Below are 25,779 nucleotides of genomic sequence, written 5' to 3'. Positions count from 1 at the left end.
ATAATTTGAATTCTCATATAGTTTGATTTTTATATAGTTATACTTTACTATGTATTATATTTTTATATATATTTTATATATATAATGAAACATAAGGCAATCTAGATGAAATTACCCCTCCTCCTAAACATATATTAGAAAAATAAAAAACAGCAGATTGACCCGGTGTCACCGATGATATTGGAGATTGAAATAAAACTTTAATATATTTATCATCTATAGGTATTAATTGACATAATACCGCTGATTGAAGATGTCTAATTTGAATTCTACAAATCATATTTTTTTTAAAAAAATAATTTTTATTAATCCAATGTAAATTTTTAACTATTAAACCAATAGACATCAAATAAGGATTATTTTTTCCTTGTGCTACTATTAATAGATTTAAATGAATAATTTTATCAACAACATACCATGGTAATTTTTTTTTATTTTTTAAGCCTCCAATTTTTAATCCTTTACGTTGACCTAAAGTATAATAAATTAATCCTGAATGTATTCCTATAACTTCTTTATAAACAGTAATAATCTTTCCTTTAACAATATTAAAATAACGACTTAAAAAATTTTGAAAATTTTTTGGTTCAATAAAACAAATTCCAGTAGAATCTTTTTTGTTAGCTATACTCATATTTAGTTTATGTGCAATTTCACGAACTGATTGTTTTTTTAATTCTCCAAGAGGAAATAAACTTTTTTTCAATTGATATTGATTTAAAGTATATAAGAAATAACTTTGATCTTTCGTTTTATCAATCCCTCTTAATAATATTTCTTGATTATCTATGTTTTTTTTTCTGACATAATGTCCAGTTGCTATAAAATCACTACCTAATTCAGTAATAGCAAAATCTAAAAATAATTTAAATTTAATTTCTTTGTTACATAAAATATCTGGATTAGGTGTAGTTCCTCTTTTATATTCATTAATAAAATTTAAAAATACTTTTTCCCAATATTCAATAGAAAAATTAATAGTATGTAAATATAAACCTAATTGATCACAAACTCTTTGAGCATCTTCTAAATCTTTTTTAGATGAACAATATTGTTTATTATCATTTTCCTCCCAATTTTTCATAAACAAACCTTCTACTTGATAATTTTGTTGTTGCAATAACCAAGCAGAAACAGAAGAATCCACACCTCCGGACATTGCTACAATAACTTTATTTTTTTTATTGATTAACATAATGGAAATTTTCTAATTTTTAATAAAAATTGATGAAATAAAGAATTAAATCACTAATTTAGATAGTCGATTTAATAAAATTTTATATTTTTTTGAAATTTATAATCAACATGAATCAAAATTAAAAAAATTAATCATAATAATTATTTTTTTTAAAATTTATTAATAATATCATTTTTTGTGAATACTATTATATAATTTTTTAAATCTATAATTTTTATATAATTTTTATATATTAATATAAAAATACTAAATATATAACTATCAATATAAATATTTATAATGTTAAAACAATTATATAAATATAATTATTTTTTTATTTTTTAATTTTATATTGATTTTGATCTATAATATATATTTTATTTTAAATAATATACATTAATATTTTTTTTTAATATAGTACTTTAAAATACATCATAAAAATAAAAAAATTAATTAAAAGTGAATTATTAAATATGAAAAATATAAGAAATTTTTCTATCATTGCACATATCGATCATGGAAAATCTACATTAGCTGATCGATTTATTCAAAATTGCAAACCATTATCAAAACAAAAAATATCTTCACAAATATTAGATTCAATGGAATTAGAAAAAGAAAGAGGTATCACTATAAAAGCTCATAGTGTAAAAATAAATTATTTGGCCAAGAATGGGAAAATATTTCATTTAAATATTATAGATACTCCGGGTCATGTAAATTTTTCTTATGAAGTATCAAGATCATTATCAGCTTGTGAAGGAGCTTTACTAGTCATTGATGCTACACAAGGAATCGAAGCTCAAACTTTATCTAATTACTATACAGCAATTAATATGAATTTAAAAATCATACCAGTATTAAATAAAATTGATCTTCCTACTGCAAATCCAAAAAAAGTAGAACAAGACATAAAAGCAATTATGAAAATTCCAATTAATAATATAGTGCAATGTTCAGCAAAAACTGGTGAAGGAATTACTCAAGTTTTAGAAAAAATTATTAGTGATATTCCTCATCCGAATGGAGATAATGATGAAAAACTTCAAGTATTAATTGTCGATTCTTGGTTTGATAATTATTTAGGAGTTATGTCATTAGTATGTATTAAAAATGGTATAATACATCAAGGTGATAAAATTCAAGTAATGAGTACTAAAAAAAATTATCAAATTGATCAAATTGGAATTTTTACTCCAAAAAGAATTATGCAAAATATTTTAAAATCTGGAGAAGTCGGTTGGATTTCATGTGGTATTAAAAATATTACAGCTATACCTGTAGGAGATACTTTAACTTCATTTAATAATCCAGCTTTAAAACCATTGTTAAAATTTAAAAAAGTCAAACCACAAATATATGCTGGCTTGTTTCCTATTAATTCTAATCAATATGAAAACTTTAGAAACGCACTAGGCAAATTAAGTTTAAATGATACTTCTTTATTTTATGAACCTGAAAATTCTTCTGCATTAGGATTTGGTTTTAGATGCGGTTTTTTAGGTTTATTACATATGGAAATTATTCAAGCAAGATTAGAAAGAGAATATGATCTTGATTTAATTTCAACTACTCCTAGTGTAGTATATCAAGTTGAACTAATAAATAAAAAAGTTTTATATTTTAATACACCTTCTAATTTACCATTAACAAATACTATTAGAGAATTAAGAGAACCTATTGCAGAATGCCACATATTAGTACCACAAAAATATGTAGGTAATATTATTAAATTATGTGAAGAAAAACGTGGTATACAAAAAAATATAATTTATCATAATCACCAAGTTTCAATTACTTATTACATTCCTATTTCAGAAATTATTTTAAATTTTTTTGATCATCTAAAATCTATTTCTAGTGGTTATGCATCATTAGATTATAATTTTAAATATTTTAAAAAAGCTGATCTAATTTGTTTAGATATTTTAATCAATAATGAAAAAATTGATTCATTATCTGTTATTACACATCGTGATAATTCTCAATTATATAGTCGAATGATTGTAGAAAAAATTAAAAAAATTATTCCAAGACATCAGTTTGATATTTCTATTCAAGCTGCTATTAGTAATCATGTTATAGCTCGTGCTACTATTAAACAACTTAGAAAAAATGTATTAGCAAAATGCTATGGTGGAGATATTTCCAGGAAGAAAAAATTATTACAAAAACAAAAAGATGGAAAAAGAAAAATGAAAAAAATTGGCAATATACAAATTCCTAAAGAAGCATTTTTATCTCTTTTAAAAACTTATTAATTCAATCAATAAAAGGATGTATTAATGATAAATTTAATTTATAAATTTTTATTACTAGGAATATCAATAATCGTTGTCATATATTCTTTTAATTTTATTAGACATCAACTTAACAAAAATTATTCAAAAAAAAAACAATTATTAGAAATAATTAAATCAATGTTACCTATATTTATTATTGTTTTATTTTTTCGTTCTTTTATCTATGAACCATTTAAAATTTCTTCAGGATCCATGATTCCTACTTTATTAACAGGAGATTATATTTTAGTAAAAAAATTTGCATATAATATTCAAGATCCTATTTTTCATTTTACGCTTATAAAAATGAATTTACCAAAAAGAGGAGATGTTGCTGTTTTTAGATATCCTAAAAATACTAAATTAAATTATATAAAAAGAATTATTGGTTTACCTGGAGATAAAATTATTTATGATACTCAAAATAAAAAATTAAAAATAATCCCATCATGTATAAATTTAAAATCATGTCCAGTGATTAATATTACATATAAAAATATTAACCAAACAAATAAAAATATTAATATCTTATGTAAAGAAGAATTTAATACTTTTCAAAATCATAGTAAAATACAAAAAAAATTATTCAAATATTTTTTCTATTTACAAGAATTACAAGAAAATATTGATCATCACCAGCATAATATTCTTGTATTAAATTATTTTTTTAATCACAATAATCATAATTTAACAAATCAAAAAAACCAAAATCAAGTATGGATTGTTCCTAAAAATAAATATTTTGTCATGGGTGATAATCGAGATAATAGTTTTGATAGTCGATTTTGGGGTTTTCTTCCTGAAAAAAATTTAATAGGTAAAGCTACACATATTTGGATGAGCATCAAAAAAACATATAATTTATGGCCTTTTTCATTTCGTTTTCTGAGAATAGGAAAAATTAATTAAAAATAATACCATGTAGTTAATTAAAAAATATTCATGTAAGATATTTACCTTACTTTATTTTTTTATTTTTTATTCTATACAACAATATTAAAAATATTTATATTGGTACAATATGGATCATATCACAATAGATAGACTACAAAAAGTACTAGGTTATACTTTCATACAAAAAGAAATTTTAAAACAAGCATTAACACATAGAAGTGCAAATAGCAAACATAATGAACGTCTTGAATTTTTAGGAGATTCAATTCTAAGTTTTGTTATTGCTAATGCACTATACCATGATTTTCCATATGTTAATGAAGGCGATATGAGTCGAATGAGAGCAACTTTAGTCAGAGGTCATACTTTAGCTGAATTAGCATATGAATTTGATTTAGGTGAATATTTGCAATTAGGACAAGGGGAATTAAAAAGTGGAGGAGGATGTAGAGAATCTATCCTGGCTAATACTATTGAAGCAATTATAGGTGGAATTTTTTTAGATAGTAATATAACAACAATAGAATTATTAATTTTACAATGGTATAAAAAAAGATTAAAAAAAATTAGCCCAGGAGATAAGCAAAAAGATCCTAAAACAAGACTACAAGAATATTTACAAGCAAGAAAATTACCATTACCATCATATTTAGTTATGCAAGTATATGGAGAAGCTCATAATCAATTATTCACCATTCATTGCATTATTACTGGTTTAAATGAACATTTTATTGGAATTGGAGCTAGCCGTCGTAAAGCTGAACAAAATGCAGCTCAACATGCACTAGTAAAACTAGGATTAGAATGAATATCAATAATAATTTTTGTGGAAAAATTATTTTATTAGGAAAAAGTAATGTAGGAAAGTCTACATTGCTCAATCAAATAATTGGAGATACAATTTCAATTGTATCGCATAAAAAAAACACAACTCAAACAAAAACTACAGGAATAAAAACAAAAAAAAATTATCAATATATTATTTTTGACACCCCCGGAATTAATACAAACAATAAATATTTTAATACTTGTGATTTAAATAAAGAAACAAAAAATACGATGAAAATAGCTGATATAATTTTATTCATACTTAATCCAAAAAATTTTACAATTGAAGATCAAAAAATCCTTCAAAATATAAGTAAATTTAACAAACCTATCATTATAGTCATTAATAAAATTGATTTGATTAAAAACAAAAAATTATTGTTACCTTTCATTGCATTCATTAAAGGGAAAATTAATAATTGCAATCAAATCATTCCTATTTCAGCAAAAAATAAAAGTAATATCAATTATTTAATTCAAGAAATAAAAACAATACTACCTCTTTCAGAACATGAATATTCTTCAAACATTAACACTCAAAACTCACTTAAATTTACAATATCTGAAATAATAAGAGAAAAAATTATAAAAAATTTTCAAGAAGAAATTCCATATGTTATAAAAATTAAAATAGAATCTATTGATGTTCAAAAAAATGGAAATTATAGTATAAAAGTTTTATTGATAGTCAATAATAATAATCAAAAAAAAATTATCATTGGAAAAAAAGGACAAAAAATAAAAATTTTAAGTACTTTATCTAGAAAAGAAATAGAAAAAAAATTACAAAAAAAAATATTTTTAACAATATGGGTTAAAATAAATAATATTACATAAATAATTATTAAAAAATTTTTTTTATTTATTATTTATAAAAATATTTATATAAAAATAAAAAATTGAAATATATCAATATATTTTAAAAATAAAATGTACAATATAAAATAATTACAGTAATATAATTAAATAATTTATATAACAATAAAATATTACTTTATGACTATATTTGGTATTGGAACTGATATTGTTTCTTTAAAAAGAATTGAAAGAATAAAAAAAAAATTTAAATACCAATTTTATAAAAAAATTCTATCTAAAAATGAATATCAAGAAATTATAAAAAACAATCATCCAATTAATTTTTTAGCTAATAGGTTTGCAATTAAAGAAGCCACTTCTAAAGCATTAGGAACAGGAATACAACAAGGAATTTTTTTTAAACATATTGAATTATATTATGATAAATTAGGAAAACCAAAAATAAATTTATTAAAAAATAATATAAATATATTAAATCAATCAAAAATAAAATCTATTCATGTATCATTAACACATGATGAATTATATACTTTTGCAGTAGTCGTTATTGAAACATAAAATTATAATAAATTATTTTTTTTATTTTTTCTTTTATTTTTAAAAAAATTTTTTAATAATAATGAACAAGTTAATTCTAAAACACCACCATGAATAGTAATTTTTTTAGCAAAAAGATTGTTATCTATTAATTTTTTTTTAAAAAAACAATATCGATTATTTTTAGCACCATATACTAAATTTGAAATACGGCTATAAAATATTGCATTTAAACACATTAAACAAGGCTCTAATGTAACATATAAAGTAGTATTTAATAAACGATAATTGTTTAAAAACAAACCTCCTTCACGTAATGCAATAATCTCAGCATGTGCAGTGGGATCACATTTGCTGATAGAAGAATTCCAACCATTACCAATAATTTTATTATCTAAAATTAAAACAGCCCCGATAGGAATTTCACCTATTAATTCAGATAATTTAGCTAATCTCAAGGCTTGTTTCATCCAATATTCATCAGAATTATTACTTGTCATATTTTATTTTTAAATAATATATATATTAAAAATCAATTTAAATTTTTATTTTTGATTAATCTATTTTTATCTCTTATCCATTGTTTTTTTTTATCATCCATACGTTTATCTTGATTTTTTTTACCTATAGCCAATCCTATCTTTAATTTAAACCATGATTTTTTCAAAAAAATAGATAAAGGAATAATTGTATAACCTTTTTGATATATTTTACTTTTCAAAAAATTAATTTCATATTTATTTAATAATAACTTACATTGACGATCGTTTTTTTTTTTTAAAATATTTTTAGATATTGTTGATAATCTTTCAAAATATGAACCACACAAAAATACTTCACTGTTTTTAATAGTAATATATGCAGTATTAATATTTACTATACCTAATCTTAAACTTTTAACTTCCCAACCTTTTAAAATTAAGCCAGCTTCAATTTTTTTTTCTATAAAAAAATTAAAATAAGCTTTTTGGTTTGATTGTATTTCTAATACATTAAGATTTGATTTTTTTTTTATCATAAAATAATATTTTAATATTAGACTTCAAAATATATATGATAATATTTATAACATAAATATAATAAATTCACTAAATAAATATTAATTAATGAATTTATTATATAAATTATATATAATCAAAATATCATTTTTAATCAATAATGTATTTTATGAATCCAATTAATGTAAGTGTAGTATATGCATTACCTGAAGAACAATTTATATATTCAATAAAAATAAAAAAAAACAGTACTGTAATACAAGCAATTTTAAAATCAAAAATAATTTATAAAATAAAAAATAATAAAAATTGTTTAAATAAAATTGGAATTTATGGTCAATTAGTTAATTTAAATCATAAATTAAACAATAATGATAGAATTGAAATTTATAGAAATTTAATTTTTAGCCCAATGGAACAAAGAAGAAAAAACATTTTATATAACAATATTAAATAAATATAAAATAACTAAATGAATATTTTATATTTTGTTAAAATTAGTTTTTAGAAACAATGACCATAGCTGGTCTTAACAACCGTTGATGTAATAAATATCCATTTTGAATAATATCCATGACATAATTATCTTTATTTTTTGTTGAGTTAATTACAGACATTGCTTGATGGAATTCTGGATTAAATGGAACATTTTTTTCATTAATAATGGTTACATTAAATTCAATCAATACATTCAAAAATTTTTCTAAAATTAAATTGATATCACAATTGAATTTTTTCATATTCAAATCAGCATCATTAGACAAATTCAAAGCACGTTCTAAACTATCAATAGTTGGTAACAAAGCAATGATAATTTTTTCTAAAGCAAATTTATAATTTAATTCATTATTTTTTTGTACTCTAACAAGAGTATTATTTATCTCTTTTTCTGATAATTTTTTTAAATTTAAAAATTTTTCTTTAATTAATATAAGATCATTATTCAAATCATTATTATCAATGATTTGATTATTCAAATCATTATTATCAATGATTTGATTATTCAAATCATTATTATCAATGATTTGATTATTTTGATCAAAAAATCCACTATCATTTTTTTCATCAAAAATTTTTTTTTCTTCCAATTCTGAATTTTTAATATCAATCATAATAAAATTCCTATAAAATAGGACATAGTTTTCTATTGTAAATAAATAATTTATTTTATCATTGGTTCAACATAATTAATAGACATATCCCATGGTAATTCAATCCATATATTTTGAGGAACATCTATGATATATTTATCAACTAATAAACGAGAATTTGGTTTTGCAAAAATTGTAACAAAATAAGAATTTGGATATATCTTACGAATAATTTTTGCTGTGCCACCTGTATCTACTAAATCGTCTATAATAATAGTATCATTACAATCCCCTTCAGCTATTTTTATTATTTTTAAATCACGAATGGTCTTATAATCATAACTAGAAATACAAACTGTATCAACACAACGAATTCCTAACTCTCTGGATAAAATGGCAGCTGGAACTAATCCTCCACGACTAACTGCAATAACACGATTCCATTTTTTAATAGATATTAAAATTCTAGCTAATTTTTTAGCATGAATATGAATCATATCCCAAGTAACAATGTATTTATTAGTCATTAAACAAAATCCTAAAATAATACTATTGTTAAATTAACTATAATTTATTTATTTCACATAAAATAAAACTTTTTATTAAATCAATGCAATTCATAAAATTTTTATTTTTATACAAAAATAAAAATATATATACATATATAAATATATTGAATTTAATTTAAATAATAATATATATAAAATAAAATTTTTTATTTCGGTGCGGACGGGGTTCGAACCCGTGACCCCTGGCGTGACAGGCCAGTATTCTACCGATCTGAACTACCGCACCTAAAAATAAAAATATTTATTATAATAAAAATAAAATTATACATTTTTTTATTAACAAGTCAATATCTATTCAATGTTTAATTGATAATTTTTCTTTCCAAATACATTTTCCAGATTTTTTTATCATATTTTTTAAATATATTTCATGATTATTTATTTCTATTGGATTTGCATTTTTTAATAATTTTGATAAACATGGATTATGTTTAATTTTATAATCTATTAAATTATCATTTTTAATCAAATTAGAAAAATTTATTTGTTCTTGATTCAAAGTCATTAATAAATATATTTTTGCTAAAATTTTTGCATCTAAAATAGCACTATGGGTATTTCTATTAACTGGAATATTATAACGTAAACACAATGCATCTAAATTATTTTTTTTTCCTGGAAATATTTTTCTAGCAATAGATAAACTATCAGTAATCTTACAAATATTTTTTATTAAAGGAAAATTCATATTTAATAATTTTAATTCATAATCAATAAAACTAATATCAAAATTTGCATTATGTAAAATTAATTCAGTTCCTTTAATATAATTTAAAAAATTATTTACAATATTAATAAATTTTGGTTTATTTAATAAAAAATCATTAGAAATTCCATGAATCAAAAATGCTGACTGTTCTATAATTCGATTAGGTTGAATATATACATGAAAATTATTACCAGTTAATTTTCTATTAATAATTTCCACTGCACCTATTTCAATAATTTTATGACCAAGATAATGAACACCTGTAATATTCATTCCTGTAGTTTCAGTATCTAATACAATTTGTCTTTTTTGTAATTTATTCATAATAATATAATTAAAATATAGATTTTTAAAATTGAATTTGATAAATATAAATATATTCATACAATCAAAAAAATAATAATATGTTAAAATCAATTACAATTTTTACAGATGGATCATGTTTAGGCAATCCAGGACCTGGTGGATATGGAATATTAATGCGGTATAAAAAACATGAAAAAATATTTCAAAATGGATTTTATTGGACTACCAATAATCGTATGGAGTTAATGAGTGTTATTATAGGAATAGAAAAAATAAAGGAAATGTGTCAAATAAAAATTATTACTGATAGTCAATATGTTCAAAAAGGTGTATCCATTTGGTTAAAAAATTGGAAAAAAAAAAATTGGAGAAACAATAACAACAAATTAATAAAAAATTTAGATTTATGGACTAAATTAAACACAATAATGAAAATTCATAAAATTCAATGGATATGGATTAATAGTCATTCAGGATATATTGAAAATGAGAAATGTGATTTATTAGCAAAAATGTCAGCAAAAAATCCATCATTGATAGATTTTGGATATATAGATAATATTAATAATTCATCATCGAATTAATATTTTTATTAATATATCACATATTATATATTATTTTTAACAAATAATATATAATATGTGATATATTAATAAAAATATTAATTCGATGATGAATTTAAATATAGTTTCTATTCTCAATGATAATTATGTATGGATATTAAATCAATCAGATCAATCATGTGTAATTATAGACCCTGGAGATTTTTTACCAGTATTTAAAAAAATTATTCAATTAAATTTGAAACCAAAAGCAATATTAATCACTCATCATCATATTGATCATGTTGCTGGAATTAATGAATTAATTTTTTGTTTTCCAAAAATAAAAGTATATGGACCAATAGAATCTATAAAATTTGGAATAAATAATGTTCTTTTTGGAGGGGAAAAAATTTATTTATTAGATAAAATATTCCATGTAATATACACTCCTGGACATACAATCGGACATTTATCTTATTATATAAATCCATATTTGTTTTGTGGTGATACATTATTTTCAGGAGGATGTGGTAATATATACAAAAAAAATTATATGATGATGTTTTTATCCCTAAAAAAATTTTCAATTTTACCTAATAAAACAATTATATGTCCTGCTCACGAATATACAAAAAAAAATTTAGAATTTTCAAAAAAATTATTTCCAAATGAAAAAAATATAATCGAATACTATAATTTAATAAATAAAATAAAATACAAAAAAATAACTTTACCAAGCACAATAGGTTTAGAAAAAAAAATAAATGTTTTTCTGCATTTGTCTAGAATAAAAAATAAAAAATTAGAAAAGAAATCATATGACAATTTTATTTTGATTAGAACAATAAAAAACAATTATAAATAATTTTTTTTGGAGCTAAGCGGGATCGAACCGCTGACCTCCTGCGTGCAAGGCAGGCGCTCTCCCAGCTGAGCTATAGCCCCATTTTTTGTGATATTGGTAGGCCTGAGTGGACTTGAACCACCGACCTCACCCTTATCAGGGGTGTGCTCTAACCAACTGAGCTACAAGCCTGTATAAATATAAATAAATATCAGATAATTTATGTGGACACTTTAAAATTAAAAGTGTATTTTTGTAAGGAGGTGATCCAACCGCAGGTTCCCCTACGGTTACCTTGTTACGACTTCACCCCAGTCATGAACCACAAAGTGGTAGGCGCCATCCAAAAGGTTAAGCAACCTGCTTCTTTTGCAATCCACTCCCATGGTGTGACGGGCGGTGTGTACAAGGCCCGGGAACGTATTCACCGTGGCGTTCTGATCCACGATTACTAGCGATTCCGACTTCGTGGAGTCGAGTTGCAGACTCCAGTCCGGACTACGACGAACTTTTTGAGGTTGGCTTGTCTTTGCAGAGTAGCATCTCTTTGTATACGCCATTGTAGCACGTGTGTAGCCCTGGTCGTAAGGGCCATGATGACTTGACGTCGTCCCCACCTTCCTCCGGTTTATAACCGGCAGTCTCCTCTGAGTTCCCGGCTTAACCCGATGGCAACAAAGGACAAGGGTTGCGCTCGTTGCGGGACTTAACCCAACATTTCACAACACGAGCTGACGACAGCCATGCAGCACCTGTCTCACAATTCCCGAAGGCACTTCTATATTTCTATAAAATTTTGTGGATGTCAAGACCAGGTAAGGTTTTTCGCGTTGCATCGAATTAAACCACATGCTCCACCGCTTGTGCGGGCCCCCGTCAATTCATTTGAGTTTTAGCCTTGCGACCGTACTCCCCAGGCGGTTGACTTAATGCGTTAGCTTCGGAAGTCACTCCTCTAGGAAGCAACCTCCAAGTCAACATCGTTTACGGCATGGACTACCAGGGTATCTAATCCTGTTTGCTACCCATGCTTTCGCACCTCAGCGTCAGTATTCATTTAGGAGGTCGCTTTCGCCACAGGTATTCCTCCAGATATCTACGCATTTCACCGCTACACCTAGAATTCTACCTCCCTCTATGATACTCTAGTTTGCCAGTTTCAAATGCAGTTCCTAGGTTAAGCCTAGGGATTTCACATCTGACTTAACAATCCGCCTACGTGCTCTTTACGCCCAGTAATTCTGATTAACGCTCGCACCCTCCGTATTACCGCGGCTGCTGGCACGGAGTTAGCCGGTGCTTCTTATTCGGGTAACGTCAAGAACAAAAGTTATTAGCTTTTATTTTTTCCTCCCCGCTGAAAGTACTTTACAACCCTAAGGCCTTCTTCATACACGCGGCATAGCTGCATCAGGCTTTCGCCCATTGTGCAATATTCCCCACTGCTGCCTCCCGTAGGAGTCTGGACCGTGTCTCAGTTCCAGTGTGGCTGGCTATCCTCTCAGACCAGCTAGAGATCGTTGCCTTGGTGAGCCATTACCTCACCATCAAGCTAATCTCGTCTGGGTTCATCCAAAAGCGTAAGGCTTAAAAAAATAAATAAAAGTCCCCTACTTTGGTTTTTCAACATTATGCGGTATTAGCCACCATTTCTAGTAGTTGTCCCCCACTTTAGGGCAGATCCCCAGATATTACTCACCCGTTTGCCGCTCGCCGCCAAAAAAAGTAAACTTTTTTCTCGATGCCGCTCGACTTGCATGTGTTAGGCTTGCCGCCAGCGTTCAATCTGAGCCATGATCAAACTCTTCAATTGAAAAAATTGTTTTAATCCCAATAAAATGAGATTTAAATAAATTTAAAATAACTAATCAATTAATTTTTTAAGTGCCCACATAGATTTTCTGATATTTTTAAAGAGCAACAGATAATGAAACTTTATTCATAATACATTATTTATTATAAAAGTCAATCTTTTTATCTTTTTATTTTGTTAAAAATACAAAATTATATATATTTTAATTTTTAAAATTTATAATATACGTATATCATTAAACAATGAATCATTTTTAATATTTTTTATAAAATATTTTTTATGATTAATACATATTTAAATTAAAATATCAATATATATTAGGAAAACAATGAATATACAAAAAATTTTATCTAAACATGTTAAATTAGCATTAATTAATAGTGGTATTCCACAACACTATGATCCGGTGATAATTCAATCATTAAAAAAACAAAAAGGAGATTATCAAATCAATGGAATTATGAAAATCGCTAAAAATTTAACAATTTCACCAATGATCTTAGCTAAAAAAGTTATTGCGAATATTTGTTTATATAATATTTGTGATCATATTGAAATATCTGAGCCAGGTTTTATAAATATTTATTTAAAAACCACTTGGATTGAAAAAAAATTAGAAGAAATTATACAATGTTCTCGTTTAGGCATTTATCATTCTAAAAACCCAAAAAAAATTGTTATAGATTATTCTTCTCCAAATATAGCCAAAGAAATGCATGTTGGACATTTACGTTCAACAATAATTGGAGATACTATGGTAAAAATTATGGAGTTTTATGGTCATAAAGTTATTAGAGCAAATCATATCGGTGATTGGGGGACTCAATTTGGAATACTGTTAGCGTATTTACAGAATGAAAAAAAAATCAATACATTAAAAAAAATTAATTTAAAAGCATTAGAAAAATATTATAAATTATCAAAAAAAATGTATTTAGATAATGAATATTTTGCAGAATTATCTAGAAAATATGTAGTTAAATTACAAAAAAAAGACAAAAAAATATATTTACTATGGAAAAGAATAGTCAATGTAACAATAATAGAAAATGAAAAAATATATAAAATATTAAATACCACTTTAAGAAATAAAGATATAAAAGGAGAGAGTGCATATCATAATATGATACCTGATATCATACAAGATTTAAAAAAAAAAAAATTAGCAGTAGAAAAAAATAATTCTATTGTCGTATTAATTGATAATATGAAAAATAAAAAAAATCATACTATGGGTGTAGTCATTCAAAAAAAAGACGGTGCTTCTTTATATGCTAGTATCGATCTTGCTTGTTTAAAATATCGTTCTAATATTTTAAATGCACATAAAATTTTTTATTATACTGACTCTAGACAAGTGCCATATTTAAGAAATATATGTGAAATAGCAAAAAAAGCAGGTTACATTAATGATAATATTCAAATTATACATCATTATTTTGGAATGATATTATCTAACAATAACAAACCATTTCAAACTAGAAGTGGTAATACTATAAAATTAACAGATTTAATCAAAGAATCTATTGAAAGAACTAAAATTATTATAAAAAACAAAAATCCTTTATTATCTGAAGAAGAAATTCAAAATAAATCTGCAAAAATAGGTATTGGAGCCATTAAATATGCAGATTTATCAAAAAATAGAACAAGTAACTATATTTTTAATTGGAATCAAATTTTATTACTGGAAGGTAATACTGCTCTATATATTCAATATACTTATACTAGAATATTATCTATTTTTAGAAAAGGTAATATATCTATGTTCAAATTACCAAATGGGATTAATTTAAAACAAAAACTAGAAAAAAAATTAGGATTAAAAATTTTACAATTTGAAGAAACAATAGAACAAGTAAAAAAAAGCGGATACCCCCATTTAATATGTCAATATCTATATGAATTATCAGTATTATATTCTAATTTTTATCAAAATTATCCAATTCTTTTTTTATCCGAAAGCAATGTCACTTTAAGTAGATTAAAATTATCTTTATTAACTGCTAAAACAATTAAAAAAGGATTATATCTATTAGGTATTAAAACAATACGTTTTTTATAATTTTATATATTTTTTTATATATTTAATATATTAATAAAGTAAAAACACGTTCATAAAAAAAAATAATTTTTATTTTAAAATCAAAAAGATTAAAAACTAGTTTTTTATTATGTTTACGTGTTTAACTGATGTAAGAATATTTTATCTATAAAAATATTTATATTAAATTTAATTATTAATAACAATCGCAATGATATTGTATTATTATTAATAAAAATTATACGTCTGATTGATAAGAACCAATAACAGTAGTAATTTTTATTTCACGATTATCAACAATTTCCATATGAGACAAAACTACTAATTCAGGAAATTTTTGACGTAAAAAATTAGACAAAAACAAACGCAATGAATGATTAACTAATAAAATAATAGATAAGTTAAGTAATTTTTGCTGATTAATAGCAATTTCTGTTTGATTTAATAACCTTTCTGATAAATTAGGTTCAATACATCCACTACTAGATTGCAAAATTTGTAATAATATACGTTCTAATTCTATATGTAAACCTATTACTTTTATTACACTTAATGATTTAGGGAAAAATTTTTGTGTAATAGTTTTTCCTAAAGCTATACGAACTATAGATGTTAATTCTTGATGTTGATTATTAATATTAACATTCTGTTCTAATATAGTTTCTATAATAGTTCTCATATCTCGAATAGAAATATTTTCCGATAATAAATTATAAATTATTTTATGAAATACTGTTAAACTAATTACATTAGGAATAAAATCTTCTATCAATTTTGGCATTTTTTTAGAAATATGTTCTAATAAAAACTGCGCTTCTTGTCTGCCAAATAATTCATGAATATATTTGAATATTAAATCATTTAAGTGAGTTGCAATAATAATACTAGGTTTTACTACAGTAAATCCTTTTTTATTAGCATCTTCTACTAAATCCAAGTCAATCCAATATGCTGGCAAATTAAACGTAGGATCTCTCGTAAACTCATCAGATAAAACAAAATTTAAATTACCTGGATCAATAGCCATAAAACGGTTATAAAAAACTTCCCCTGATCCTAATTCTAAACCTTTAATAAAAATTTTATAACTACTACTAGATAATCCATTATTATGATAAATATGTATACGAGGAGGAAGAAAACCAATTTCTTTAGCAAATTTTTTACGAATTGAACGAATGCGTTTTTGTAAATCTCCATCAATATCCATGTCAATCATAGGTAATAACTTTTCTCCTAATTCAATTGTTATTACATCTTCTAAATCTACATCATTCCATGAAGCATCCTTTATTAAAGACTCATTTTTTTCTGATCCATTATGATCTAATGATAGTTGAGATAATTGTAATTTTTCATAATGAATATATAATTTCCAAGATAAAAATAATAACAAACATGTAAATAAAAGAAAAACCATATTAGGCATACCTGGTACTAATCCGAATACCCCCAATACTAATGAACTTAAAAAAATTACACGAAAATCACAGAATAATTGACTAATTATTTGTTCTCCAACATTTTGATGCGTACTAACTCTAGTAACAATTACACCTGATGCAGTAGAAATAACTAAAGCTGGAATTTGAGCAACTAATCCATCTCCGATGGTTAATAATGTATATACTTTAGCTGCCTGTTCTAAAATCATATGATGTTGTCCTATGGCAATAATTAAACCACCAAAAATATTAATTACCATAATTAATATCCCAGCCATAGCATCTCCTCTCACAAACTTGCTCGCACCATCCATAGAACCATAAAAATCTGCTTCTTGACTAATTTCTTGTCTTCGAATTTTTGCTTCCTTTTCACCAATTAAACCAGCATTTAAATCTGCATCAATTGCCATTTGTTTTCCTGGCATTCCATCTAAAACAAAACGAGCACCAACTTCTGCAATTCTCCCAGCACCTTTGGTAATAACCATAAAATTAATAATTACTAAAATAATAAAAACAATTGTACCTATTGCAAAATTTCCACCAACTAAAAAATGACCGAAAGCTTCAATAACATAACCAGCAGAAGTAGAACCAGTATGTCCATTTAAAAGAATAATTCTAGTAGATGCCACATTTAAAGCTAATCTTAATAATGTAGACAACAACAAAATAGTTGGAAAAGCTGTAAATTCTAATGTATTTCTAGTAAATATTGAAACTAGTAATATAATAATGGATAAAGCTATGTTAAATGTAAAACAAATATCTAACAAAAAAGATGGTAACGGTAAAACCATCATAGACAAGATTATTAATATTAATATAGGACCAACTAATATTTGCCATTGAGAATTTTTAAAATTTTTTAATTGTTGAAAAAAAGAAACAAAATTAGCCATCTTTTGTATTCTCTCTAATATAATTAATGTCATCTGGAACAAAAGAAATGTTTGGTTTCAAAGGATAATCTCCTCCTTCTTTTTTCCATTTTTCTAATTTCCATACCCATGCTAATACTTCTGCAACCATAGTATATAATTTACTAGGAACATATTGTCCGATTTCTGTATAAAGATATAAAGTACGAGCTAATGCTGGTGAAGAAAGTATTGGAATACTATGCTGTTCTCCTATTTTGCAAATTTTTAATGCTAATTCACCAGCTCCTTTAGCTAAAATTTTCGGTGCATTCATTTTTTTCTCATTATATTGTAATGCTACTGCATAATGTATCGGGTTTTTGATTATTACATTCGCTTGAGGTAAATCTATCATCATACGTTTTTGTATATTAGCTTTCATCACTTGACGAATTCGAAGTTTGATTAATGGATCACCTTCGATTTGTTTAAATTCATCACGTATATCTTGACGACTCATACGTAAATTTTTATAATAATTAAAATATTGAAAAATAACGTCAAAAAAAACTACTGGTATCATACTTATTATAGATAATAAAGAACAAACAAATAGTTGATGAATGCCAAAATACAATGCATCTAATATACTATCTATAAATAATAATGATAATATATTTGGCATATATGTCCATAAATAAAATAAACAAACACTCATTATAAAAAATACTTTTAATATTGTTTTAAAAAATTCTATAATAACTTGTAATGAAAAAATTTTTTTCAATCCATTAATAGGATTTAAGATAGTTAAATTAAATTTTAAAGATAAAAAATTTAATTTTTTACTATTAAATAATAATGGAGTAATCACAATAATCAAAATTAATAATATTATTATAGGTGTAAAAATAAAAAAAATTTTTTTTAACATATTCAATAACATTAATATAGTATAATTATAATCATTTAAATTAAAATCATTAAAATGAAAACAAGTAAACATAATTTTTTTTAATTCAAAAAAAATATTTGGAATATATAATTTAAAACTAATTAAAGCCATCAACAAAATTAAGATTGAATTTAATTCACGAGAATACTTATTACCTATTCCTTTTTTTTGAGCCTTAAGTAATCTATAATTAGTAGGTTGTTCTGTTTTTTCTTCATTATTATCACGATGCACAATTACTCCCTTTGTTAATTTACTATAAAGATCACTGATTATAATAAAATAAAAATCAAAACTGTTTATATAAAATATTTTTATAACTACACTAATTAAAAATATTAAATATTCATTAATAAATATTTTATTTATAAAATATGATATATATAGCGGTGATTACATTAAAAATAATGATCAAAATATATACTTGATATATTTTAGATTAAAAATTTTAAAATAACATTCTAATACAAATTAAAATAAATTTATAATGTTTTATACATATAAAATTACTTATAGAAAATAATTAGAGATACTTTTATGAAAACAACCAAATATTTACTTTTTACTATGAAAGAAAAACCAATAAATATAGAAAATGATAGTCATACATTAATGTTAAGAGCTGGTTTGATAAGACAATTATCTTCCGGTATATACATTTGGTTACCAACAGGTATAAAAGTATTAAATAAAATTATAAAAATTATACATACAGAAATACAAAAAATAGGAGGAATAGAAATATATATGCCTGCTATTCAACCTGCTAACTTATGGCATGAAAGTAAAAGATGGACAACATATGGGAATGAATTATTTAAATTATGCGATCGTAAAAATCATCAATTTGTTCTTGCTCCTACACATGAAGAAATAGTTACTTATTTAATAAAAAATGAAATACATTCTTATAAACAACTACCTATATTATTATATCAAATACAAAATAAATTTAGAGATGAAATTCGACCACGTTCAGGAGTCATTAGATCACGTGAATTTATTATGAAAGATGCATATTCTTTTCATTTAAATAAATTATCATTAACAAAAATGTATCATATAATGCACGAGACTTATATAAAAATTTTTGATAAATTAAAATTACAATATAGATCAGTCAAAGCTGATTCAAACATAATGGGAGGAGAAATTTCACATGAATTTCAAGCTTTTTCAAAAAATGGAGAAGATACGATTATGTATTCTCAAGAATCTAATTATACAGAAAATATTAATATCAACCCATCAATTACACAATCTCTTTTAAAGAATATTATACAAAAAAATCAAAAAAATATTATCAGTACAATAAATCAATTATATTTGAATAAAATAATAAAAATTATTTTATTAAAAGCAAAAGAAAATCAACTAAAAGATAAATTTATTGCTGTAGCCATAAAAAATAATCACATAATAAATTTTAAACAATTAGAGAAAATTGATATAATTATTAACCCACTTGAATATGCTTCAAAGGATGAACAAAATGAATTTATTAAAAATCAAAAACAAGATCTAAAAAAAACGTTAAATAATATTTTCCTTATTACTGATTTATCTGTTATAAATTCATTAAAAAATATAAATTGGATTAAAATAAATGAACATTTGATTAATATTAATGAAATTTGGAAAAATTTTTTTAAAGAATCTCAGATTCTAGATATAAGCAAAAATATTGATACCAATTTTGATAAAAATATTTTTAATGAAAAAAAAGAAATATTAAAAATACAACAATGTATAGAAATTGGACATATATTTCAATTAGAAAATAAATATTCTTCTATTTTTAAAGCAAATATACAAAATAAAAGAGGTGAAAATAAAAATTTAAGTATGGGATGCTATGGAATAGGAATAACTAGAATTGTTGCTGCAATTATCGAACAAAACAATGATAATAAAGGAATTATATGGCCAAATTTAATAGCTCCATTTCAAATTGCAATTATACCTATTAATTTATATAAATCAAAAATAGTTCAAAAAATTTCAGAATCATTATATCAAACATTAATTAATAATAAAATTGATGTTTTATTTAATGATAAAAACGAACAAATAGGAATAATTTTTTCTCAAATGGATTTAATCGGGATTCCTCATCAACTAATTATTAGCGAGACAAATTTAAAAAACAACAATATTGAATATCATTACAGGAATAGTACTATAAAAAATATGATTAATATAAACGATATAAATAATTTTATTAAAGAAATACTATAAAATAAAATTTTATCTTGAATAAAATATATTAAAAATAATCTATTTAAAATCAAATTGAATTTTTTTTATATCCTTCATTATATTAATATCAGAAATTAATTTTTCATTTGGAAAAACACACCATTGAATATTTAACGGAAATTTTAAAAAAACTTTTTTTTTATTCTGATAACTAATATAAATTGGAATAGGACCACCAACATACTTTTCTAATATTTTATATAATTTACTTAAAAATAATTCATTCATTTCTATGTTTAAGAAGAGAACAATCTTTTTTACATATTTTTGTCTAGCAGTATCTAAATTAATAATATGTACTGCAATTATTTTATAATAATTAGCTACCTTATCAATTACAACATAACCTTTAATAATTAATATATTATCTTTAAACAATAAATTATGATATTTTTTTATTAAATTAGAAAAAATAATCACTTCAATTCTATGTGATTTATCATCTATTTGTAAAATATAAAAATTATCATTATTTTTAGTAATTTTTTTTTTAATATCTGTTACTATACCAGCAATAATACAACTTGTTTTATTACGTATAATTAAAAATACATCTTTAATACGAAAGCCACGAGTATAATGAAGTAATTCATATAAATATTCATTAATTGGATGTCCAGTAAGATAAATCCCTAATGTTTCTTTTTCAAAATTTAATTTTTGTTTTTCTGACCAAGTAGAAGATGATTGAATAATACTTTTTGTAATTTTTTGAAACTCATAATGTATATTACCAAATATGTTATTTTGTTTATTGGTTTTTTCGATAATATATTGTTTTGTAGCATATATAACATTATTTAAGATATCGACTAAAGCAGATCTATGAATATTAAAAGAATCAAATGATCCAGACATAATCAATTTTAATAAAATTCTACGAGTTATTTTTTTTGAATCTAAACGTAAACAAAAATCAAAAATATCATTAAACTTTCCGAATTTTTTTCTAGATTCTAAAATAGACAATATAATATTTTTACCTATTCCTTTAATTGCTCCTAAACCATAAATAATTTCTTTTTTTTGATTAACATAAAAATAAAATTCACTATAATTTACATCTGGAGGCAATACAACAATACCAATTGTAAAGACTTCATCAATTAAAATCATTAATTTATTTGTATTGTCTATCTCAGAATTCATTGCTGAAGATAAAAATTCAGATGGATAATTTACTTTTAACCATAAAGTTTGATAAGATACTAAAGCATACGCCGCCGAATGTGATTTGTTAAAACCATATCCAGCAAATTTTTCCAACAAATCAAAAATTTTAATCGATAAATTACTATTAATTCCATTTTTTTGTGCTCCTGCTTGAAATATAGAACGCTGTCTAGACATTTCTTCTGGATTTTTTTTACCCATTGCTCTTCGAAAAATATCAGCGTGTCCTAATGTATAACCAGCTAAAACTTGAGCTATTTTCATTACTTGTTCTTGATATAAAATAACACCGTAAGTAGATTCTAAAATTGGTTTTAATAATATATGTTGCCATTTTTTATCTGGAAAATATATCTTTTCTAAACCATGTTTTCGATTAATAAAATTATCCACCATTCCAGATTGCAAAGGACCTGGTCTAAATAAAGCGACTAAAGCAATAATATCTTCAAACGTATCAGGTTTTAATCTTTTAATTAAATCTTTCATTCCTGTTGATTCTAATTGAAAAACAGCAGTAGTTTTTGCTTTTTGTAAATAATTAAAACATTTTTTATCATTTAAAGAAATTAAATTTATATCAACATAATTATTTTTTTCTTGATTATAATAATTATTATTAATCATTTTAACAGCAGAATGAATAATTGTTAAAGTTCTTAAACCTAAAAAATCAAATTTAAGTAAACCAACATTTTCAATATCATTTTTATCAAACTGTGTAACTTGATTATTTCCTGTTTCATCATAATATAATGGTGAAAAATTAATAATTTTAGTAGGAGAAATAACAACACCACCAGCATGTTTGCTAATATTACGAGTCACCCCTTCTAATTTTTTTGCAATATTAATTAATATTTTTACGTCTGGATTAATTTTATATAAATTATTTAATTCCGAACATGTAGATAAAGCTTTATCTAATGTTATTCTAAGATCTAATGGAATTAATTTAGAAACTCTATTTAAAAATCCATACGGATAACCTAATGTTCTACCTACATCTTTAATAACTGCTCGAGCAGTCATAGTCCCAAATGTAATAATTTGAGAAACTGAATCACGACCATAAATACTAGCAACATGTTCAATTACTTGATCTCGTTTTTGAATACAAAAATCAATATCTAAATCTGGTAAAGAAATTCTTTCAGAATTTAAAAATCTTTCAAATAACAAATCAAAAGATAAAGGATCTAGTTCTGTAATATTTAAAGCATATGCTACTAATGATCCAGCCCCTGAACCCCTTCCTGGTCCAACTGGAATATTGTTATTTTTAGACCATTGTATAAACTCCATAACAATTAAAAAATAACCAGGAAAACCCATTTTATTAATTACATTTAACTCGTTGTCTAATCTTAAATCATATTTCTTTCTTTTTAATATTCTTAAATTTTTATCCGGATAAATAATTTTTAATCTTTTTTCTAATCCAGCTTTAGATTTTAAAATTAAAAAATTTTTAGTATTCATTTTTCCAGTAGGAAACTGAGGTAAAAAATATTCTCCTAAACGAATTGTTACATTACATCTTTTTGCTAATTCAACAGTATTAAATAAAGCTTGAGGAATGTCTGAAAACAATTTACACATTTCATCTTCTGTTTTTAAATATTGTTCACATGTATATTCTTGTAATAAATAAGCACTATTAATTGAAATACCTTTTTGAACAGCTACACGTACATTATGAGCATCAAAATCTTCTTTATTTATAAAACGAACATCATTTGTTGCAACAACAGGAATATGAGTTTTTAATGCTATTAAAACAGCTTTTTTACAATAAATATCTTCATTAATACGATTAGTTCTAGTTAATTCAATATAATAATTATCAGGAAAATATTTTTTATAAAAAGATATACAATTAAAAATTAATTTATTATTATTTGTTAATAAACTCATCCCTAAATCACCAAAAATACCTCCAGATAAAATAATTAATCCATTTTTATATTTTAATAACCATTCTTGTTCAATATATACTGATAAAATAGAATTTTTATAACCTTTCTGATAAGACATAGATATTAAAATAATTAAATTATAATATCCTTGATTATTAGCAGCAAATAAAGTTAATTTAGTTAATTTATTTGGAAATATGTTTGACCGAATATTAACATCAACACCAATAATTGGTTTAATTCCTGCAAGATAAGCAGATTTATAAAATTTAATAATACCATAAAAATTTCCAAAATCGGTTATAGCCATCGCTGGAAAATTTAAATTAGATACATGTTGAACTAATTTATCCGGTTTAGACAATCCATCTATTAAAGAATAATCACTATGTATACGAAGATGAACAAATTGAGTATTATACATTCTTTATCTTACCAATTATTTTTATTTGTAATGTATTATTTTTATACCATATGTTTTATAAAAATTTTTTAACAGGAGAAAAATTAAATCGATGAAAAATAGTTATACCATATTTTGACAAAGCGGATAAATGAGCTTTAGTAGGATACCCTTTATTTTTTTTAAAATTATATTCTGGGTAATGTTTATGTAAATTAATCATTTCATTATCTCTTTCTACTTTTGCTAAAATTGAAGCAGCACTAATTTCAGGAATAATATTATCTCCTCGAACTATAGCCATCGATGGAATAGAAACTTGAGGAATATGTTTACCATCAAAAAAAATAAAATCAGGAGATATCGTTAAATTTTGAATGGCACGAGACATAGCTAATAATCTCGCATAAAAAACATTTAATCTTTCTATTTCTTCAGTGTTGACGTAACCTAGACTCCAACATCTTGATTTTTTTTTTATTTCAATAGATATCTGTGATCGCTCTTTAATAGATAATTTTTTAGAATCCTTCAGATTATTAATAAAATTAATATTATTCAAAATAACTGCAGCACTTACAATATTACCTACTAATGATCCACAACCCACTTCATCTACACCAGCAGTTAAACAAGATTTTATAGAAAAATTATATTGAATCATATTTTTAACTTATTTTAATTAAAATTAATATTAAACGATATTAATCTTATTGAATCGATAAAAAAATAATTTTTTAAAAATATTTTTATCAATATATTTAATAAATATAATTTTATGATGTTTAAAAATTAGTACACGTGATAATAGATTTGCAAACAATATTATTATCAACTTTTATCAAAGCATTAAATTTGTAAAAATTTTTAAAAAATTGATCTAATATGACTTTAATAATCATTTGATCTCCTGGAATTACTGGTTTTTTAAATTGAGCTTTATGAATGCTAGATAAATAATATTTTTTAGCACATTTTTGAGAAATATTATTTTGAAATAAAAAAATACCTGCTGTTTGAGCTATAGATTCTATTAATAAAATACCAGGAACAATTTTTTTTATTGGAAAATGTCCTTGAAAATAATATTCATTAATAGTAACATTTTTAATAGATATAATAAAATTATCTTTTTCAAATTTTATAATACGATCTACTAATAAAAAAGGATATCTATGATGTAATGCATTAAAAATAAAATCTAAATCGAATATATTATTTTCATACATAATTATACTCATTAAAATAAAATCAATAATCAATAGATACATGAATTAATAAAAACAATTTTGTAAAATTTAAA

At 23.4% G+C, this 25,779-nt stretch carries 21 protein-coding genes, 3 tRNA genes and 1 rRNA gene; 10 read left to right on the top strand and 15 right to left on the bottom strand.

The annotated features are described in order from the left end of the window. Positions 1-73: 73 nt before the first annotated feature. The gene (mnmA, locus tag AB4W51_RS01160) at positions 74-1,195 is read right to left on the bottom strand and encodes a tRNA 2-thiouridine(34) synthase MnmA (protein WP_367676784.1); all 1,122 of its coding nucleotides are present in this window, start codon (positions 1,193-1,195) and stop codon (positions 74-76) included. A 455-nt stretch (positions 1,196-1,650) separates the two neighbouring features. Between mnmA and lepA the strand changes: the two genes are divergently transcribed. The 5 genes from lepA (at position 1,651) to acpS (ending at position 6,558) form a co-directional block, all read left to right on the top strand. Continuing rightward, complete coding sequence (gene lepA / locus AB4W51_RS01155; RefSeq protein WP_367676783.1) at positions 1,651-3,438, top strand: translation elongation factor 4; 1,788 nt, start codon at positions 1,651-1,653, stop codon at positions 3,436-3,438. Positions 3,439-3,462: 24 nt separating this feature from the next. Then, entirely contained in the window at positions 3,463-4,368 is a 906-nt protein-coding gene (gene lepB / locus AB4W51_RS01150; RefSeq protein WP_367676782.1) for a signal peptidase I, read from the top strand. 112 nt (positions 4,369-4,480) lie between these two features. Continuing rightward, complete coding sequence (rnc, locus tag AB4W51_RS01145; RefSeq protein ID WP_367676781.1) at positions 4,481-5,161, top strand: ribonuclease III; 681 nt, start codon at positions 4,481-4,483, stop codon at positions 5,159-5,161. Beyond that, positions 5,158-6,018 (top strand): GTPase Era, encoded by an 861-nt coding sequence (gene era, locus AB4W51_RS01140; protein ID WP_367676780.1) that lies wholly within the window; start codon positions 5,158-5,160, stop codon positions 6,016-6,018. The genes rnc and era overlap by 4 nt, the downstream gene beginning before the upstream one ends. A 159-nt stretch (positions 6,019-6,177) precedes the next feature. After that, positions 6,178-6,558 (top strand): holo-ACP synthase, encoded by a 381-nt coding sequence (acpS, locus tag AB4W51_RS01135; RefSeq protein ID WP_367676779.1) that lies wholly within the window; start codon positions 6,178-6,180, stop codon positions 6,556-6,558. Between the two features lie 2 nt (positions 6,559-6,560). On the opposite strand, the gene tadA is transcribed toward acpS, so the two are convergent. Then, entirely contained in the window at positions 6,561-7,037 is a 477-nt protein-coding gene (gene tadA / locus AB4W51_RS01130) for a tRNA adenosine(34) deaminase TadA (RefSeq protein ID WP_367676778.1), read from the bottom strand. 32 nt (positions 7,038-7,069) lie between these two features. After that, positions 7,070-7,555 carry an SsrA-binding protein SmpB gene (gene smpB, locus AB4W51_RS01125; protein WP_367676777.1) on the bottom strand — a complete coding sequence of 162 codons (486 nt, stop codon included), beginning with the start codon at positions 7,553-7,555 and terminating at the stop codon, positions 7,070-7,072. A gap of 149 nt (positions 7,556-7,704) precedes the next feature. Between smpB and AB4W51_RS01120 the strand changes: the two genes are divergently transcribed. After that, positions 7,705-7,992: an RnfH family protein gene (locus AB4W51_RS01120; RefSeq protein WP_367676776.1), complete on the top strand. Its 288-nt coding sequence runs from the start codon at positions 7,705-7,707 to the stop codon at positions 7,990-7,992. 40 nt (positions 7,993-8,032) lie between these two features. Here AB4W51_RS01120 and AB4W51_RS01115 read toward each other — a convergent pair whose 3' ends face one another. The 4 genes from AB4W51_RS01115 to dnaQ all read right to left on the bottom strand — a co-directional run bounded on the left by AB4W51_RS01115 (position 8,033) and on the right by dnaQ (position 10,228). Continuing rightward, entirely contained in the window at positions 8,033-8,647 is a 615-nt protein-coding gene (locus AB4W51_RS01115) for a nucleotide exchange factor GrpE (protein ID WP_367676775.1), read from the bottom strand. Between the two features lie 50 nt (positions 8,648-8,697). Beyond that, the gene (gene gpt / locus AB4W51_RS01110; protein WP_367676774.1) at positions 8,698-9,153 is read right to left on the bottom strand and encodes a xanthine phosphoribosyltransferase; all 456 of its coding nucleotides are present in this window, start codon (positions 9,151-9,153) and stop codon (positions 8,698-8,700) included. A gap of 194 nt (positions 9,154-9,347) precedes the next feature. Beyond that, positions 9,348-9,421, bottom strand: a tRNA-Asp gene (locus AB4W51_RS01105). 69 nt (positions 9,422-9,490) lie between these two features. After that, positions 9,491-10,228 carry a DNA polymerase III subunit epsilon gene (dnaQ, locus tag AB4W51_RS01100; RefSeq protein WP_367676773.1) on the bottom strand — a complete coding sequence of 246 codons (738 nt, stop codon included), beginning with the start codon at positions 10,226-10,228 and terminating at the stop codon, positions 9,491-9,493. Between the two features lie 80 nt (positions 10,229-10,308). Between dnaQ and rnhA the strand changes: the two genes are divergently transcribed. Next, on the top strand, positions 10,309-10,794 hold the full coding sequence (gene rnhA / locus AB4W51_RS01095; RefSeq protein ID WP_367676772.1) for a ribonuclease HI: 486 nt from the start codon (positions 10,309-10,311) through the stop codon (positions 10,792-10,794). Positions 10,795-10,879: 85 nt separating this feature from the next. After that, entirely contained in the window at positions 10,880-11,620 is a 741-nt protein-coding gene (gene gloB, locus AB4W51_RS01090; RefSeq protein ID WP_367676771.1) for a hydroxyacylglutathione hydrolase, read from the top strand. Positions 11,621-11,627: 7 nt separating this feature from the next. Here the strand turns inward: gloB and AB4W51_RS01085 are convergent. From AB4W51_RS01085 to AB4W51_RS01075, 3 genes are all read right to left on the bottom strand, one after another. Continuing rightward, a tRNA-Ala gene (locus tag AB4W51_RS01085) sits at positions 11,628-11,700 on the bottom strand. A 14-nt stretch (positions 11,701-11,714) separates the two neighbouring features. Next, positions 11,715-11,791: transfer RNA gene (locus AB4W51_RS01080), tRNA-Ile, on the bottom strand. 64 nt (positions 11,792-11,855) lie between these two features. Continuing rightward, positions 11,856-13,412, bottom strand: a 16S ribosomal RNA gene (locus AB4W51_RS01075). Positions 13,413-13,740: 328 nt separating this feature from the next. On the opposite strand from AB4W51_RS01075, the gene argS reads away from it, so the two are divergent. Continuing rightward, positions 13,741-15,477: an arginine--tRNA ligase gene (gene argS, locus AB4W51_RS01070; protein ID WP_367676770.1), complete on the top strand. Its 1,737-nt coding sequence runs from the start codon at positions 13,741-13,743 to the stop codon at positions 15,475-15,477. 217 nt (positions 15,478-15,694) lie between these two features. Here the strand turns inward: argS and flhA are convergent, their stop codons facing one another. Together flhA and flhB are read right to left on the bottom strand one after the other, a co-directional pair. Continuing rightward, positions 15,695-17,806, bottom strand: coding sequence for a flagellar biosynthesis protein FlhA (gene flhA, locus AB4W51_RS01065; RefSeq protein ID WP_367676769.1), 2,112 nt, complete (start codon positions 17,804-17,806; stop codon positions 15,695-15,697). Further along, entirely contained in the window at positions 17,799-18,956 is a 1,158-nt protein-coding gene (gene flhB, locus AB4W51_RS01060; protein WP_367676768.1) for a flagellar biosynthesis protein FlhB, read from the bottom strand. The genes flhA and flhB overlap by 8 nt, the downstream gene beginning before the upstream one ends. A 303-nt stretch (positions 18,957-19,259) precedes the next feature. Here flhB and AB4W51_RS01055 point away from each other — a divergent pair, with 303 nt between their 5' ends. Further along, positions 19,260-20,960: a proline--tRNA ligase gene (locus tag AB4W51_RS01055; RefSeq protein ID WP_367676767.1), complete on the top strand. Its 1,701-nt coding sequence runs from the start codon at positions 19,260-19,262 to the stop codon at positions 20,958-20,960. A gap of 39 nt (positions 20,961-20,999) precedes the next feature. On the opposite strand, the gene dnaE is transcribed toward AB4W51_RS01055, so the two are convergent. The 3 genes from dnaE to fabZ all read right to left on the bottom strand — a co-directional run bounded on the left by dnaE (position 21,000) and on the right by fabZ (position 25,705). Further along, entirely contained in the window at positions 21,000-24,497 is a 3,498-nt protein-coding gene (dnaE, locus tag AB4W51_RS01050) for a DNA polymerase III subunit alpha (RefSeq protein WP_367676766.1), read from the bottom strand. Positions 24,498-24,552: 55 nt separating this feature from the next. Then, a complete protein-coding gene (locus tag AB4W51_RS01045; protein WP_367676765.1) occupies positions 24,553-25,140 on the bottom strand; it encodes a ribonuclease HII in 588 nt (195 codons plus the stop codon). 121 nt (positions 25,141-25,261) lie between these two features. Beyond that, on the bottom strand, positions 25,262-25,705 hold the full coding sequence (gene fabZ, locus AB4W51_RS01040; RefSeq protein ID WP_367676764.1) for a 3-hydroxyacyl-ACP dehydratase FabZ: 444 nt from the start codon (positions 25,703-25,705) through the stop codon (positions 25,262-25,264). Positions 25,706-25,779: the final 74 nt, after the last annotated feature.

Source organism: Buchnera aphidicola (Eriosoma grossulariae), assembly GCF_964059045.1.
In the GTDB taxonomy this organism is placed as follows: Bacteria; Pseudomonadota; Gammaproteobacteria; order Enterobacterales; family Enterobacteriaceae; genus Buchnera_D; species Buchnera_D aphidicola_A.
Note: the sequence above shows the minus strand (reverse complement) of the source record. Positions and strands in the feature narration are given on the sequence as shown.

Coding starts and splice junctions, on each gene's coding strand:
- argS (WP_367676770.1), top strand. CDS start 13,741: ATGAATATACAAAAAATTTTATCTAAACATGTTAAATTAGCATTAATT.
- AB4W51_RS01045 (WP_367676765.1), bottom strand. CDS start 25,140: ATGATTCAATATAATTTTTCTATAAAATCTTGTTTAACTGCTGGTGTA.
- AB4W51_RS01055 (WP_367676767.1), top strand. CDS start 19,260: ATGAAAACAACCAAATATTTACTTTTTACTATGAAAGAAAAACCAATA.
- dnaQ (WP_367676773.1), bottom strand. CDS start 10,228: ATGAATAAATTACAAAAAAGACAAATTGTATTAGATACTGAAACTACA.
- flhA (WP_367676769.1), bottom strand. CDS start 17,806: ATGGCTAATTTTGTTTCTTTTTTTCAACAATTAAAAAATTTTAAAAAT.
- fabZ (WP_367676764.1), bottom strand. CDS start 25,705: ATGTATGAAAATAATATATTCGATTTAGATTTTATTTTTAATGCATTA.
- era (WP_367676780.1), top strand. CDS start 5,158: ATGAATATCAATAATAATTTTTGTGGAAAAATTATTTTATTAGGAAAA.
- lepB (WP_367676782.1), top strand. CDS start 3,463: ATGATAAATTTAATTTATAAATTTTTATTACTAGGAATATCAATAATC.
- rnc (WP_367676781.1), top strand. CDS start 4,481: ATGGATCATATCACAATAGATAGACTACAAAAAGTACTAGGTTATACT.
- acpS (WP_367676779.1), top strand. CDS start 6,178: ATGACTATATTTGGTATTGGAACTGATATTGTTTCTTTAAAAAGAATT.
- rnhA (WP_367676772.1), top strand. CDS start 10,309: ATGTTAAAATCAATTACAATTTTTACAGATGGATCATGTTTAGGCAAT.
- gpt (WP_367676774.1), bottom strand. CDS start 9,153: ATGACTAATAAATACATTGTTACTTGGGATATGATTCATATTCATGCT.
- smpB (WP_367676777.1), bottom strand. CDS start 7,555: ATGATAAAAAAAAAATCAAATCTTAATGTATTAGAAATACAATCAAAC.
- mnmA (WP_367676784.1), bottom strand. CDS start 1,195: ATGTTAATCAATAAAAAAAATAAAGTTATTGTAGCAATGTCCGGAGGT.
- gloB (WP_367676771.1), top strand. CDS start 10,880: ATGATGAATTTAAATATAGTTTCTATTCTCAATGATAATTATGTATGG.
- AB4W51_RS01115 (WP_367676775.1), bottom strand. CDS start 8,647: ATGATTGATATTAAAAATTCAGAATTGGAAGAAAAAAAAATTTTTGAT.
- AB4W51_RS01120 (WP_367676776.1), top strand. CDS start 7,705: ATGAATCCAATTAATGTAAGTGTAGTATATGCATTACCTGAAGAACAA.
- lepA (WP_367676783.1), top strand. CDS start 1,651: ATGAAAAATATAAGAAATTTTTCTATCATTGCACATATCGATCATGGA.
- tadA (WP_367676778.1), bottom strand. CDS start 7,037: ATGACAAGTAATAATTCTGATGAATATTGGATGAAACAAGCCTTGAGA.
- dnaE (WP_367676766.1), bottom strand. CDS start 24,497: ATGTATAATACTCAATTTGTTCATCTTCGTATACATAGTGATTATTCT.